Genomic DNA, 15,019 nt, shown 5'->3' with positions numbered 1-15,019 from the left:
ATTGATGTTAATTGTAATTAGATTATGAACTAACCGCTCAATGCAACGCTAGTGCTAAAATGATGTAGATTTGCAGCAATTCCTCGGGATTTGGACTCATTGAGCCGAATTTCCTGTAAAATAGCAGCAATTCCCTCCACACGTTCAAGCCCCAGGAGGCAACGATGCCTCCAGAAGGCAATGATGCTTCCTGAAGGCGATGATGCCCCCAGGATCCGACGCGGTCTCTTGGATCCCGTAAAATCAGGCCGTTGAGAATTATATGGGAATTTTTGATACTTCATTTTTTATATGGTGGATCTCGTCTCTCAGTAGAAAAAATCGACTTAAAACGCTCTGAGTGCCAAGTTTTGATTGTGTAAATGGACATCTCCACCCCTTCGTAAAAAACAGGGGTTTTCCAACGGCCTGATAAATCCGTTTGTTTTCTTCTGTATGGCGAAGGTGCTCCGCCTCCCTATTCAGCCCAATCACAAGTGATTCATCTATGTTTATATCGCATTAATGCGTGGATAAGCGAAATGATCTTATAAAAACAAGATTTGCGACAGGACTTTGTCGACAGTCTTAGGCTAATCACAGTATTCTGGTTGGCCTAACTATACGAAAGTTGTCCATCCGATCATGTCTCATCTTTTTGGACAGCCTTGCTTACTGAGATGATAAGTTGACTAAGGGAAAAGCAATGTTTTTGTACTCCCAGAATGGAAGAACAGCACCATTGTCTATACAAAGGCAGACATGAGGGGGTTAGTCTTCTAGTGAGGTGAATCTTGGGATTTCCACTATAGAAGGACGATTTTATAATAGAGCAACATCATGACACGTCATTTTTAAACGAACTCTCCCTAGTATGAGACATTCCCGCCTTTCAGGGAGCATTCGCATGATAGCTGAATGAGTAGTTGAAAGGCGGTTATCAATTTTTTTACCCATATAAACTGTTCCTGGAGTCATACATCATCGGGCATCAGCTTAATCGAAACCAGAGTCGGTCGCGTAAACCAGCGGCTCTCATAATATAGTAGTTCTTATTAACTTGCAGCGTTCGGATAATTTCCTCTCTACCATACACCGTAATCTGATTATTATCTCTTTTTTCAATTCGGATTGAGTTTTGATTGATTTGGATTAGGGTCACTATCGCTGCCGTTTTCTCGGTACTGAGCAGCCAAGGCGATAAGATTACAAGACAAACAACAATGTTACTAATCATCTTTCTTTTAATATATATCACCTTCTTGGAAATATTTACCTTTACAATGTTCTAGGTAAGTGTCCAACAATCTAATGAAAGATATATTAAAGGATTGAATAAGAAGGCGGCGTTAAAGTTGATTTCAACATTAGCAAATGAAACATATTTATACCGATCTAAATGGTACCGATCATGTCATTACCGAAGAAAATAAAGAAACTGTATCTGTCATTAGAATGAATGATATGAAAAAAATTGGACTCGATGATATTACCGCTTATGACATGGGTTCAGTAAGAGATGATAGTCAACAATGTAACAATAAATATAAAATCAACTGGAATTCCATTCTCAGGGTTTGGTGATAAGTGGCGTTGGGATAGCACTTTTACAATCGGAAAAGGGCACTAATTAATAGTGTATACAAGTTGTTTTAAGAAAAACAGCCTCAGACCATTGCTGCGTCTGAGGCTCAAACTGTCGACAGTGTGAAAAGAGGCCGCAAGGGCCTCTTTTCTCGTTCGCGATATATTCCGAGCATGCGGGCATGTCGCCGGAGCGCGGGGATGGGCGGCAGGTCACTGGAACTTCGGGGGTTCCTTCTTATGCTCGTCGATGACCGGCATCGTCCGGTACTTCTTCGTGCGCGCGAGCCGGATCGCTCCGAAGGAGCTGGCGGCGCCGAGCGGGAGCAGCAGCGCAATCGCCACGTATTGGGGAACCGTGCTCCCGGCAACGACATAGGCAATGACGAGAACCATGAGCGGCATGTAATCGAGATAGCGGACAAGCCAGTGCCGCCGCCCCCAACGGTTCTCCACGATGCCGAAGCAGACGAAGCCGGCAATAATCAGCGCAGCGAACAGGAAGGAATTCGTTATCCAGCCGAGCGTCTTGGAGAGCAGGGCCAGTCCGATAATCATGTAGCCTGCGAACCCTATCGGGGTGAACATCATAAGTGAATCATTCCTTTGTATTCAGTATTGCGGATGCCACAGCAAATCAATGACGGCGCGCGGGCAGTCGTCCGGCTTTATCTCCGGGGAAGGCCCGAGCTGCCGCTTCTGCCGAAGCGTCTCGTAGTGTTGACTCAAATCATGGAACCAGCGGTCGATCGTCTCTCTCGATTCCAGCAGTTCCCCCAGGCCGTGCTCGATGAAGAAGTCGCAGTTCTCTTCCTCCTGACCGGGAATCGGCGCATGGAAGAGCATCGGAATGCCCTTCATCATCCCTTCCGTACAGGTCATGCCTCCCGGCTTCGTAATGAGCAGGTCGGAAGCGTCCATCAGCATCGATACTTCCTGCGTATAACCGAAGATCCGGATATTCGGATGCTGGAAGACCGGGTCCTGCTCGATCCGCTGCATCGCCTTCTCATTGCTTCCCATGCAGAGGAGAAGCTGGATCTGATCCCGGTATTTCGTCATATAACGCAGCAGCTCTTCGTCCAGCGCGAGTCCCCAGCCTCCGCCCATCAGCATGACGGTCGGGAGCGGCTTCAGGCCGAGCCGTTGCTGGGCCTCCGCTTGCGGACACCGCTGCCAGAACTTCGGGTGGACGGGAATGCCGGTGACGATGATCTGCCCGGGGGAGATGCCCCGTTGAATCAGCTTCTGCTCCACCTCGGGGGCGGAGACAAGATACTTGTTCACTTCCGGCGTGATCCAGGTGCCGTGCGCGTCATAATCGGTAATCAGCGTATACAAAGGAACGTCGATTCCCGCCCGCTTCAACCGGGAGACGACGATATTAGGAAACGGATGAGTGCAGACAATGGCATCCGGCCGCAGCTGTCTGATGACATGAGAAGCTTGCGTATAGAATATGCGATGCAGAGCCGATTGCGTAACCCGGTTCAATGATTTTTTATACTGCTTGCGGTAGAGCATGCCGACCAGCTTCGGCGATACACTGACCGTCTTGCGATAGGCTGCAAAAATTAAGGGAGCGACCGTTGGGTTCAAAAATTTGCCCAGCTCCATGACGCGGGTCTGCATTTCCGGCGCCAGCTGCCTGATTCCGACGGACAATGCATAGGCTGCCTGCGTATGTCCGGTTCCGAAGCCTTCGGACAACAGAAGAATTCTTTTCTTTCGCATATTCTCACCTACTCTCATTATAACCGGAAAATGAAAAGGAAGCATCTTACTCCATTCGGAAATGCCAAAGAGCAGCTGCGGTCCTGGAAGCTGTCAAAGTTGAAAACATGCCGGATATATGCTATGTTCAATAGTATAAAAGAGATGACCGGAAAATCGTATTGGTCATTTAGTCATATCAGCCTCCCAGCGGGAGGAAGGAGGAGGAGTACATGTCAGTTGACCGCCGTAAGCTCATCGTAGATGCGGCTGCTCAGTCCTTTGCTTTGTTCGGCTATAAGGCGACAACGATGGATCAAGTCGCCAAGATCGCCAAGGTAGGGAAGGGAACGATTTACACGTTCTTCACGAACAAGGAAGAACTCTTTGATGAGATTTTACAACAATTGATTATGGAAATGAAAGGGATTGCCGACCGGGAAATTCAGGAAGACAAGCCTTTCTTCGACAATCTGTATCGCGTCCTTGATCGGGTGCTTGAATTCCGGGGCCGCCATGAGCTGGCCATCAAGCTCTCGCAGGAAGTCCGCGACCTGGGCACGCCAATGGCCCGGGAGGCGATTCAGAAGATGGAGAGCGAGTTGCTTACCTATATTGAGCGTCAGGTGCGACTTGCCATGGACAAGGGCGAAGTGAAGGGGCATAATCCGAAGATTATCAGCTTCGTTATGCTGCAGATGTACAAGGCGCTGACGACAGAATGGAACAAGCTGTACGATCCGCTTGATAAGGAAGAGATTAAGTTCCATTTCCGGCTTCATTTTATGGAAGGGCTTGCTCCGTAGAATTTCCGGCTATTATAGAGAAGATACCTGGTCCGCGACCGCGAAGGATGCCGGCCTGGTATCTTTTTGTTGTTCCGGCACAAAAATAAGCCGCTCTTCGGGCCGGAGGCTGTGGCCGAGCTCACCGGCATACTCGAGGAGCAATTGGCTCAGAGGGCGACAAGCTGTCCGCTGAACTAGACACGCCGCATTTCCGGGAGGAGCAGTTGCTCCAGTTCGCCCATTCCCTGCTGTGCGTGACGGCCCTTCCGGTCACGGAGATCTGCTACGCTTCCGGCTTCAGCAGGTTGAAGCATTTCGAACGCTCCTTCAAAAAGAAATACGGAAGGGCACCGGGCGGTCTCCGGATAGAACGGAACGTTCGCCCTGACCATATGCCAACGAACAGCCCCGGCGTTGGCCTCTGCCGCGGGCTTTTTCTGTTGGATGGTACGGCCAACGGCCCAGTGAGACTTAAGCGGATGAATATAGGACATAAGCCCTAAATCAGAAATCTCCGCATATATTTTTATTTCATGAGGTAACATTCTGGCGTCTTTTGTCCGTTATATTAACTAGCAGTAATTTGTATTTTAGTGCAGAGCAAGGCTGGAAGGGAGAAGATAACGAGTGAACCCAACGTGGAAAAAAACATCGTGGCTCAGCATCGTGTTGGCATGTGCGCTTGTGATCGGCTTGCTGCCGTTTCATGGAGCGGCTTACGCAGCGGATACGGTAACCGACGTCCACTTTGAATCTGATGTAAACCCGGTTCATGTCATCGTGGAGGGACAGTCCGTTCAATTGAAGCTGATCGGCACGATCAAGGGAGAACAGAAGGATGTGACCGGCTTGGCGGACTGGAGCTCCTCCAATCCGAGCGCGGTGACGGTAGATGCGGGCTGGGTAAAGGGCGCCGGCAAGGGGAGTTCGGAGATTACCGCGAAGTACCAAGGGTATACCCTGAAGAAGACGGTTATCTCCAATTATATGTATGATGACTTGAGTGTACGTTCCGAAGATACCGGCGCAGATATTGACAAAGAAACGACTCTGTACCTCGGCATGAAGCCGAATTGGAAGGCGTTCGCTTTTGACAAGGAAGCCAATACGGAGAACGATGTGACCTCCGACGCTTCCTGGAGCTCTTCCAATTCAAGCGTCGTTGAAGTGAACAAAGGCAAGCTTACGCTGAAGGATAAGGGCGAAGCCGAGATCACGGTTAAGTATAAAGGCTTAAGCAGCAAGATCAAAATCAAGGTCGAGCTTCCGTACGAAGAGCTTACCTTGTCTCCGGACAAGCTGATTGAATTTGAATTCGGCGATTCGGCAGTCAACGTGATCGCGAAGGCGAAGACGAAGGATGGCGATCTGGAGGATGTAACCGACAAGGCCGATTGGTCGACGAGCGACAGCGGCGTCGCGGAAGTGAAGGACGGGTCCGTCAAGCCGATTGGCGTCGGCACGGCTACCATTACAGCCACTTATTTGGGCGTGACGAAGTCGGTATCGGTCGTCGTGCGTCCATCGTACCAAGCGATGCGCATCTCGCCGGACAAGAAGCAGACGATGCTTCTGGGCGACGCGCCGCTGCAAGTGCAGACGTTCGTTCTGAACTCGGCCGACACGCAGGAAGAGGTCACGCATCTCGCGGAATGGACATCGAGCAATGTGATGGCGGTGACGGTCGAACAGGGCCGGGTCTATGCCAAGGCAGCCGGCACAGCGACTGTGACAGCGAAGTACAAAGGACTATCCAAATCGGTCGAAGTGAATGTCATTCCGGCGATCGAGAAGCTGGAATGGCCAGAGGAAGACAAGGATAAAGATAATGACGGCATCCGCAAAATGGATATCTATATGGAAGAATCCCAGAGCCTGCCGAAGGTAAGCGCGGTTACGCTGGGGGGAGACACTGTAGATGTATCCGATCTGGCGGTATGGACAAGCTCCAATACCGGCGTCATTTCCATTAAAGACGAGAAGATGAAGGCGGAGAGCAGGGGTACGGCTACCCTTACCGCGACCGTTCGCGATCAGACGATTTCGGTGGAAGTGACCGTACAGCGCAAGGCGCTTATTCTCCAATCGAACACGTCGGAAATGACTATCGTGACGGGACGGGAGCAGGTGGTCCCGGATGTGACGGTCATCTATATGAACGGGGATGAGGAGAATATCACCTCCGAAGTGAAATGGGAGTCGAGCTCTCCGAATCTGCTTGTCGTCAACGGCAAGCTCAAAGGACTGGTAGCAAGCAAGGTGACGTTGAACGGAACCTATGGCAATGTCAAAATATCGGTCAAAGTCACGGTAGAAGAAGAGGTTGTCCGCTTCGAGATTGAACCGGAGAAGGTGACCTTGAATGTGAAGAAGAGCCAAAGCATCAAGGTAACGGGCTACTACAAGAACGGGAAGAAGGTATCGCTCGGATCCAAGGTCGATTGGAAGTCGGACAATGAAAAGGTAGCGACGGTGAAAGGGACGTCCGTCAAGGGAGTCGCTATCGGCAGCGCGCTGCTGACCGGCGAGTTCCAGGGGCAGAAGCTGGAAGTTCCGGTGTCGGTGACGCCGAAGCTGACGAAGCTGATTGCCGAACCGAGCAGCCTGAAGCTGACCGTCGGCCAGAAAGCCAACTGGAAGGTGAAGGCGATCTACGACACCGGGGAAGTCGTCGATGTCACTTCCTCCGTCACGTTCGTGCCATCCAATACGAATGTGAAGGTAGAGCGGGGCAGCGTGCAGGGCGTATCCAAAGGCTCGACCAGCGTGAAGCTGACCTTCGAGGGCAAGAGCACGTCGCTGCGTGTCAGCGTGAAATAAAGCAATGATATGCGGCCTGTCGGCTTCCTATGAAGCGGCAGGCCGTCCGTATATGACGGGTCAGCCTCGGCGTGGAAGGAAAACCGCATGCCGGTGTTTTTGCATTGGCAGCGGATTCAATTCGCGTCTTGTCGTTCACAGCTAATGTGAGACAATAGCATTGTTTGTTTTATGGTACCGGACTATTCGTCCCTGGCCAAGGGATGGCGACACGAAAGAAGGAACGCAGAACATGATGGCTTATGGCCTTTTGCTCGTCATCGCATCCGCATTCACGCATGCGTTGTGGAACTTATTCGCCAAGCGCAGCCTGCACAAGGAATCGTTCTTGTTCTCGCTCCATGCGGTTGCCACGGTTTTGTTTTTGCCTTTTTTTATCCGCGATCTGATCACGATGACCTGGACATGGGGACATGCACTGCTCCTTATCGTATCCTTCCTGCTGCAGGGGACCTATCTGTATCTGGTATCCCAGGCATACAAGGTAGGCGAGCTGTCGCAGGTGTATCCGATGATGAGAGGGACGGCCGCGCTGCTCGTACCGCTCGTCAGCGTCTCCCTGTACGGAGAGAGCATGTCGGTAATCGGCTGGCTCGGGTGGAGCTTGATCGTAGGAGGGCTGTTCGGCCTGAGCGGGATGCTCTCCGTGAAGCAGAAGGATAAGTCGTGGTGGATTTTGCTGGCCTTGACGACCACCGTCGGCATGTGCACCGCGGCGTACACCTTGACCGACAAAGCGGTCGTCGAATTTTTCAGCCCGCTGGGGCTGATCGAGATTTCGAACATCGGGGCTGTTATCTTCCTGGCGCCTGCCGTGAAGCGGGCCGGGCTGCTGCGGCGCGAGTGGCGGGAGAACTGGAGTACGATCGGACTCGGGGCTGTTATTTCGCCAGGCTCGTATCTGCTATTCCTGTTCGCGATGACCTTGGGGCCGCTGGCTCATCTGGCGCCGATACGCGAGTTCAGCATTGTTATCGGTACCCTTCTCGGGTATTGGATTCTGAAGGAGAAGCAAGGCAAGAAGCGGCTGGTCGCATCGACGATTGTCGCGGCCGGAATGGCCTTGATCAGTATGTGGGGCTGAGGTAAAATTCCATAGCAGAACTTGAATCACAGACTGTATCTTTCGGAAAAAGGAAGGTGCAGTTTTTTTATTCGTAATAATGAATAAAAATTCGGTCTTGTCAGGAAATGATTGGGGGTATTATAGTAAATTACTTAATAATATGTAGTATTGTGCAAAAGAAATATCAATCGGTGCAAATCGGGATCGAGGATGTTCATGTATCCTTATTTAGTGTGAAATAATGATAATATAGGCGTACTCCCGATATCCGTATAAGTTATCGGATTCATAAAAACATTCAATTGCTCTAAAAAAAACATAATGATAAAATGATGAAACAATACAAATGCATAAATATGTGGTTTCGTATTTTCAAAATACATTTTCATCAGGAAAGGACGGTGCCCTCATGAAGCCGAATGGTTTACCTCCACAGCAAGGCTTGTATGATCCCCAATTCGAAAAAGATGCATGCGGCATGGGCTTTGTCGCTCATATCAAGGGCAAGCGGTCCCATGATATCGTTCGGCAAGCGTTGGGCATGCTCGTTCGGATGGAGCATCGCGGCGGCCAAGGCAGCGAGCCGAATACCGGGGATGGGGCGGGAATCATGCTTCAGCTTCCCCATCAATTCTTCGCGCAAGTGATGGCCGCTCAAGGGGTGGAGCTCCCTCCGCCCGGAGACTACGCTGTCGGTATGCTCTTCCTCTCCCCGGATGGATCGATCCGTGAGGGACAGGAAGCGGATCTCGGCAGGCTGATTGCGTCAGAAGGGCAGACGCTGCTCGGCTTTCGGACGGTCCCAGTGAATGCGGACGGATTGGGGGCCACCGCGCTTGGAGCGATGCCGTGCATCCGGCAAGTCTTTATCGGCCGCGGGAAGGCGCTGCGGGAAGAAGCGGGAAGCCCGCTTGACTTCGAACGGAAGCTGTATGTGATCCGCAAGCGCGCGGAGCGCACGATCCGCTATGCGGCCGATGCAGGCGACGGAGCGATGTATATCGCGAGCCTGTCCAGCCGCACGATCGTGTACAAAGGGATGCTGACGACAGAGCAGCTCGGCCGCTTTTATGTGGATTTGCAGGAGGAGTCGCTGGATACGGCGCTGGCGCTCGTCCATTCGCGCTTCAGCACGAATACGTTCCCGAGCTGGGAGCGGGCCCATCCGTACCGTTACATGATCCACAATGGGGAGATCAATACGCTTCGCGGCAACGTCAATTGGATGAATGCCCGCGAGAAGCAATTCGAATCCGAGGCGTTCGGCGTCGGACTGGAGGAGGTGCTTCCTGTCATCCACGGGGACGGCTCCGATACGGGCATGTTCGACAATGCGCTGGAATTTCTGTATCTCGCGGGACGGCCGCTCTCTCATGTCGCCATGATGATGGTGCCGGAGCCATGGGCCAATGATGAGCGGATGGACGAGGCGAAGCGGGCGTTCTATGAGTACCATAGCTGTCTGATGGAGCCGTGGGACGGACCGGCTGCGATGGCGTTCACCGACGGGGTTCAGATCGGGGCGATTCTCGATCGGAACGGACTGCGTCCTTCCCGCTACTGGGTGACGAAGGACGATGTCATTATCCTCTCCTCGGAGACCGGGGTCGTCGACCTCGCGCCCGAGCAGGTGCTCTGCAAGGAGCGCCTTCGTCCGGGACGGATGCTGCTGGTCGATACGGAGCAAGGCCGGATTATCTCCGATGAAGAGGTGAAATCCGCCATCGCCGTTGAACAGCCGTACCGGCAGTGGCTGGATGAGCATCTCGTCGATCTGGAGGAGGTGCCGGATGCGCCGCGAATGCCTGCTCCGGAGCATGTGAGTGTGCGCCGCCGCCAGCAGGCGTTCGGCTACACGTTCGAGGATCTGCGCAAGGTGCTGGAGCCGATGGCGTCCAGCGGGGCGGAGCCGATCGGTTCGATGGGCTATGATGCGCCGCTGGCTGTGTTGTCCCGCCGTCCTCAACGACTGTATAACTATTTTAAGCAGATGTTCGCCCAGGTCACCAATCCGCCGATCGATGCGATTCGGGAAGAGGTCGTGACGGCTACGGGCACGACCATCGGTCCGGAGCGGAATTTGCTGGCGCCGGGGCCGGAGAGCTGCCACCAGATTAAGATCGCGAACCCGATTCTGTCGAACGAGCAATTCGCGAAGCTGCGCCATATCCGCTTGCCGGGCTTCCGGGCGATCACGCTGCCGATCCTGTTCGCGGCGTCCCGGGGGACGGATGGTCTCCGCGAGGCGCTCCAGACGATGTGCGAAGCGGCGGATCGGGTCATTGGGAAGGGGCATAATCTGCTCATCCTCTCCGATCGCGGCGTCAGCGAAGAGGAAGCGGCCATTCCGGCGCTGTTGGCGGTATCCTGTCTGCATCACCATCTCATTCGGCAGGGGACGCGGACGAAGGTCAGCCTGCTGCTGGAATCGGGCGAGCCGCGGGAAGTGCATCATTATGCGCTGCTGCTCGGCTATGGCGTAAGCGCGATCAATCCTTATCTGGCGTTCGAATCGATCGAGGATATGATCCGGGAAGGGCTGATCGCCGGCGTCTCGCCGAAGCAGGCCGTGAAAAATTACCGGAAAGCGGCTATCAAAGGCATTGTCAAAGTGCTGTCCAAAATGGGGATCTCGACGATCCAATCGTATCGCGGAGCGCAAATCTTCGAAGCGGTCGGTCTGGATCAGGCATTTGTGGAGCAGTATTTTACCGGAACGCCGTCCCGCATCGGGGGAATCGGACTGAAGGTGGTCGCCCGGGAAGCGCTGCTTCCGCATGAGCGGGCTTTCGCCGCAGCGGAGCACCGCGACCGGACCCTGGATCCCGGCGGCGAGTACCAATGGCGGCGGGACGGGGAGGAGCATCTGTACCATCCTCACACGATCCATGCGCTGCAGCAAGCGTGCCGCAACGGAGATTATGCGCAGTACAAGATGTACTCGAAGCGGGTTCAGGGCGAGGGCGAGCGCCACTACACGCTGCGTTCCTTGCTGGAGCTGAAGCCGAACGGCCCTGCGGTTCCGCTGGAGGAAGTGGAGCCTGCCGAGAACATATTGCGCCGCTTCAAGACGGGGGCAATGTCGTTCGGATCGATCTCGAAGGAGGCGCATGAGAGTCTGGCCATCGCGATGAACCGGATCGGCGGGCGTTCGAACTCCGGCGAAGGCGGCGAGGACCCGGCGCGCTACCAGCGGGATGAGAACGGGGACTTCCGGCGGAGCGCGATCAAGCAGGTCGCTTCCGGGCGGTTCGGCGTCACCTCGCAATATTTGGTGGAGGCCGATGAGATTCAGATTAAGATGGCACAGGGCGCCAAGCCGGGCGAGGGCGGACAGCTTCCGGGCCGCAAGGTGTATCCGTGGGTCGCGGAAGTGCGCGGCTCGACGCCAGGCGTCGGACTCATCTCGCCGCCACCGCATCATGATATTTATTCGATCGAGGATCTGGCGGAACTGATCTTCGATCTCAAAAACGCCAACCCGCGCGCCCGCATTAATGTGAAGCTCGTCTCGGAAGCGGGCGTCGGAACGATCGCCGCCGGGGTCGCCAAGGGCAAGGCCGATGTCATCCTGGTCAGCGGCTATGACGGCGGCACGGGAGCGTCTCCGCAAGGCTCGATCCGCCATGCGGGTCTGCCGTGGGAGCTCGGTCTGGCCGAGACGCACCAGACGCTGCTGCTGAACGGCTTGCGGGAGCGCGTCGTGCTGGAGACGGACGGGAAGATGATGACCGCCCGCGATGTCGCTGTCGCCGCGATGCTCGGGGCCGAGGAGTTCGGCTTCTCCACCGCGCCGCTGGTCGCCCTCGGCTGCGTCATGATGCGGGTCTGCCAGCTTGATACATGCCCGGTCGGGGTAGCGACACAGAATCCGGAGCTGCGCAAAAACTTCAAGGGCGACCCGGAGCATGTCGTCCGCTTCATGCGCTTCATCGCTGAGGAACTGCGGGAACTGATGGCAGAGCTTGGCTTCCGCTCGCTGGAGGAGATGATTGGCCGCACCGACCTGCTGCAGGCCGGCGCGGAGATGCAGCGCCATGAGAAGCTGCGGCATCTGGATCTGTCGCCGCTCTTCCACCGCCCGTCCAGCGCCGCCGGGAACGGCGCCGCGGCTGACAAGGAAGCGATGGCAGAGCGGAAGGAGCAGGAACTGGCCGCGACCCTTGATGCCCGGGAGCTGATCCCGTGCGCCAAGCTGGCGCTGGAGCGCCGCCATCCGGTGGAAGGGGTGTTCGCGATCTGCAACGAGGACCGGGCGACCGGCACTCTGCTTGGCAGCGAGATTACGCGCCGCCATGGCGCCGCCGGCTTGCCGGAGGACACGATCCGGTACAACTTCCATGGCTCGGCGGGGCAGAGCTTCGGCGCATTCGTGCCGCCTGGCGTGACGCTGACCGTCATGGGCGACTGCAACGACTATGTCGGAAAAGGGCTGTCCGGCGGCAAGCTGATCGTGCAGCCGCCGGCGGAAGCGACGTTCCGGCCGGAGGACAATGTCATCATCGGCAATACGGCGCTGTACGGCGCAACGGGCGGCGAGGCATACATCCGCGGCGTGGCGGGCGAGCGGTTCGCGGTGCGCAACTCCGGCGCCGAAGCGGTCGTCGAGGGCGTCGGCGATCATGGCTGCGAATATATGACCGGCGGAACGGTCGTCGTCCTGGGCCCGACCGGACGCAACTTCGCGGCCGGAATGTCAGGGGGCATCGCCTATGTGCTCGATCCGGGGCGCGTTTTCGCCGGACGCTGCAATCTGGAGATGGTCCTGCTGGAACGGCTTGATTCGGATGCGGAGGAAGAACAGGTTCGCCGCATGCTAGAACGGCATGCCGCCTACACTGGCAGCGATCTTGCCGAATGTCTGCTGTCGCGGTGGGAATTGACGCGCCAGCAATTCATCCGGGTCATTCCGAAGGATTACAAGCGGATGCGGGAGCAAATCGCGCTCGCGGAGGCGTCCGGAATGACGGGCAAGGATGCGCTGCACGCGGCATTTATGGCCAATGTAAAAGATTTAACACGTGCCGGAGGCACCTAAAATATGGTACGATAGCCTTGTTTCGCAGTGCGGGCCCCTCGGGGCTGGCAGCGGAGCAAGGCTATTTCCCGTTGGGGGGAAGGCCTAACTTCCGGGGAACTGATGGTGAATCAACATGAAATTAATGCCGCGCGGCATGATGAGCAAATATACAGGGGAAATGAAAGTATTTATATGGGCCAGTATGATCAACTCGACCGGCGGCGCCCTGATGTGGCCGTTGACGACGCTGTTCGTGCATACGCAGCTGAACCGGCCGCTGGCGGATGCGGGCTTCGTTATTTTGATGCAGATGCTCGGCGGATTTTTCGGCCAGCTGCTGGGCGGGGGGCTGTATTACCGCCTCGGGGTGCGGAGGCTGCTTATCGGCGCGCTGGCCGCGACTTCGCTGCTGCAGCTGTCGCTGGTCGTGACGGCGCATGCCGACTGGTGGCTATACGTTATGACGATGACGGTGCTTGGCCTGACCAACTCGGCGTCGATGCCGGCGATCCAGTCATTCGTCGGCTTCCGCTGGGCGGACCGGCGGGATGAGCTGTTCAACGTCATCTACGTCGGGAACAATGTCGGGGTTGCGCTGGGCACCGCGCTGAGCGGGGTGTTGGCGGATATCTCCTTCAACCTGACGTTCATGCTCAACGGGCTGACGTCCGCTGGCTTCGCCCTGTTCTTCTACCGCTTCCTGCGGGGACAGAACGAGGAGTCGCTTGCGGCCGGCGCCGTGAACGGAACCGCGGAGAAGAGCATGCCGGTGAATGGAGCATCGGCGAAGGAAACACCGGTGAAAGGTACGTCGGTGAATGGAGCGTCGGCTAAGGGAACGCCGGTGAACGGTACGTCGGTGAATGGAGCGTCGGCTAAGGGAACGCCGGTGAACGGTACGTCAGTGAATGGAGCTTCGGTGAAGGAAGATTCGGCGGATGGAGCCAACGGGAAGGAGAAGACAGCTGGCGCCCGGGCCCAACGGGGCATCCTGCCGGAGCGCAGTCTGTGGGAGAAGCTGTCTGCCTACCGCATCTATCTGTTCATGTCGGTAGGCACCTTGTTCATCTGGCTCGCCAATTCCCTCTGGGGAACCGGGGTGGCGCCGCATATTGCGGATCAAGGGATGAACTTCTCCATGTACAGCCTGCTGTGGACGCTGAATGGAGTGCTTATCTTCGCGGCGCAGCCGATCACGTCCTGGATGAAGCGGACGATCGCGGTGCCGTTGACGTCGCAGTTGACATGGAGCGCGATATTTTACGGATTGGCTTATGTCGTCATCTGGTTCCTGCCCTTCTACAGCGGCTTTCTGCTGGCGATGGCGCTCGCCACCTTGGGCGAGATGCTGGTCTCCCCGGCGGTGCCGGCCTTCCTGTCGGCCCGCGCAGGACGGGAGGCGCCCTTCTATATGGGCGTGTCCGGGGGAATTGCTTCCATCGGGCGCATGATCGGCCCATATGTGCTTGGCCTTACCTACGATCACAGTGGCCTCGATGGGGTAGCGTTCATCTCCGTGCTTATCGTGGTGCTGGCCGTCCTCAGCTTCATCATGCACGCGGCGCTGCAGCGCAAGGAGCGTTCTCCGCAGCATAACATAATGATGCACGGGTAAAGGGCGATCCCAAGCACTTCCCTAACATGGCTTCCCTAGCCTTACTGACAAAGCTCCAACAGCATAGTTTCGTTACAGCGCTTCACTCGCATAGTTTAGTAGCATAGCTCTACTGGCATAGTTTCAGTAAACATAGATCCACTAACGTGGTCTCAGTAACTGCTCCATTAGGCATAGTTTCCGTAACATAGATCCAGTAACTTGGTTTCGGTAACTGCTCCGCTAACGTAGTTTCAATAACATTGCTCTATTAGCATATTTTCAGTAAACATAGATCCAGTAAGATAGCATCCCTAGCATCCCTAGCGTCATTTCGTAACATAGCTTCCCTAACTCAACGGGACATCCTCGCTTATAAGGCGGGGGTGTCTTTTTTATGTCAGCGTGCCCAGCGAAGCACGCATCATCTAGCCGGTGAGAGTCCGGTCGCGGGA

The 15,019-nt window shown here is 55.3% G+C and carries 8 protein-coding genes; 6 read left to right on the top strand and 2 right to left on the bottom strand.

The features are described from left to right. Positions 1-1,776: 1,776 nt before the first annotated feature. Both DQX05_RS29240 and DQX05_RS29235 read right to left on the bottom strand, forming a co-directional pair. Positions 1,777-2,154 (bottom strand): permease, encoded by a 378-nt coding sequence (locus DQX05_RS29240; protein WP_119796752.1) that lies wholly within the window; start codon positions 2,152-2,154, stop codon positions 1,777-1,779. A gap of 21 nt (positions 2,155-2,175) precedes the next feature. Further along, positions 2,176-3,297, bottom strand: a complete 1,122-nt coding sequence (locus tag DQX05_RS29235) for an MGDG synthase family glycosyltransferase (RefSeq protein ID WP_119796751.1) — start codon at positions 3,295-3,297, stop codon at positions 2,176-2,178. A 212-nt stretch (positions 3,298-3,509) separates the two neighbouring features. Between DQX05_RS29235 and DQX05_RS29230 the strand changes: the two genes are divergently transcribed. From DQX05_RS29230 to DQX05_RS29205, 6 genes are all read left to right on the top strand, one after another. After that, positions 3,510-4,082, top strand: coding sequence for a TetR/AcrR family transcriptional regulator (locus DQX05_RS29230; protein ID WP_119796750.1), 573 nt, complete (start codon positions 3,510-3,512; stop codon positions 4,080-4,082). A gap of 236 nt (positions 4,083-4,318) precedes the next feature. After that, a complete protein-coding gene (locus DQX05_RS29225; protein WP_259392304.1) occupies positions 4,319-4,567 on the top strand; it encodes a helix-turn-helix domain-containing protein in 249 nt (82 codons plus the stop codon). A gap of 124 nt (positions 4,568-4,691) precedes the next feature. After that, positions 4,692-6,884 (top strand): Ig-like domain-containing protein, encoded by a 2,193-nt coding sequence (locus DQX05_RS29220; protein WP_119796748.1) that lies wholly within the window; start codon positions 4,692-4,694, stop codon positions 6,882-6,884. A gap of 232 nt (positions 6,885-7,116) precedes the next feature. After that, the gene (locus DQX05_RS29215) at positions 7,117-7,968 is read left to right on the top strand and encodes an EamA family transporter (protein WP_119796747.1); all 852 of its coding nucleotides are present in this window, start codon (positions 7,117-7,119) and stop codon (positions 7,966-7,968) included. A 391-nt stretch (positions 7,969-8,359) separates the two neighbouring features. Further along, complete coding sequence (gene gltB, locus DQX05_RS29210) at positions 8,360-12,988, top strand: glutamate synthase large subunit (protein ID WP_119796746.1); 4,629 nt, start codon at positions 8,360-8,362, stop codon at positions 12,986-12,988. Positions 12,989-13,103: 115 nt separating this feature from the next. Next, complete coding sequence (locus DQX05_RS29205) at positions 13,104-14,585, top strand: MFS transporter (protein WP_259392303.1); 1,482 nt, start codon at positions 13,104-13,106, stop codon at positions 14,583-14,585. Positions 14,586-15,019: the final 434 nt, after the last annotated feature.

Source organism: Paenibacillus thiaminolyticus, assembly GCF_003591545.1.
GTDB lineage: Bacteria > Bacillota > Bacilli > Paenibacillales > Paenibacillaceae > Paenibacillus_B > Paenibacillus_B thiaminolyticus_A.
The sequence above is the reverse complement of the archived record's forward strand: the minus strand, read 5'-3'. Positions and strand labels throughout refer to the sequence as shown.

What these genes read in the sequence shown, in the direction of transcription:
- DQX05_RS29240 (WP_119796752.1), bottom strand. Translation starts at nt 2,154, where the DNA reads ATGATGTTCACCCCGATAGGGTTCGCAGGCTACATGATTATCGGACTG.
- DQX05_RS29235 (WP_119796751.1), bottom strand. Translation starts at nt 3,297, where the DNA reads ATGCGAAAGAAAAGAATTCTTCTGTTGTCCGAAGGCTTCGGAACCGGA.
- DQX05_RS29230 (WP_119796750.1), top strand. Translation starts at nt 3,510, where the DNA reads ATGTCAGTTGACCGCCGTAAGCTCATCGTAGATGCGGCTGCTCAGTCC.
- DQX05_RS29215 (WP_119796747.1), top strand. Translation starts at nt 7,117, where the DNA reads ATGATGGCTTATGGCCTTTTGCTCGTCATCGCATCCGCATTCACGCAT.
- gltB (WP_119796746.1), top strand. Translation starts at nt 8,360, where the DNA reads ATGAAGCCGAATGGTTTACCTCCACAGCAAGGCTTGTATGATCCCCAA.
- DQX05_RS29205 (WP_259392303.1), top strand. Translation starts at nt 13,104, where the DNA reads ATGAAATTAATGCCGCGCGGCATGATGAGCAAATATACAGGGGAAATG.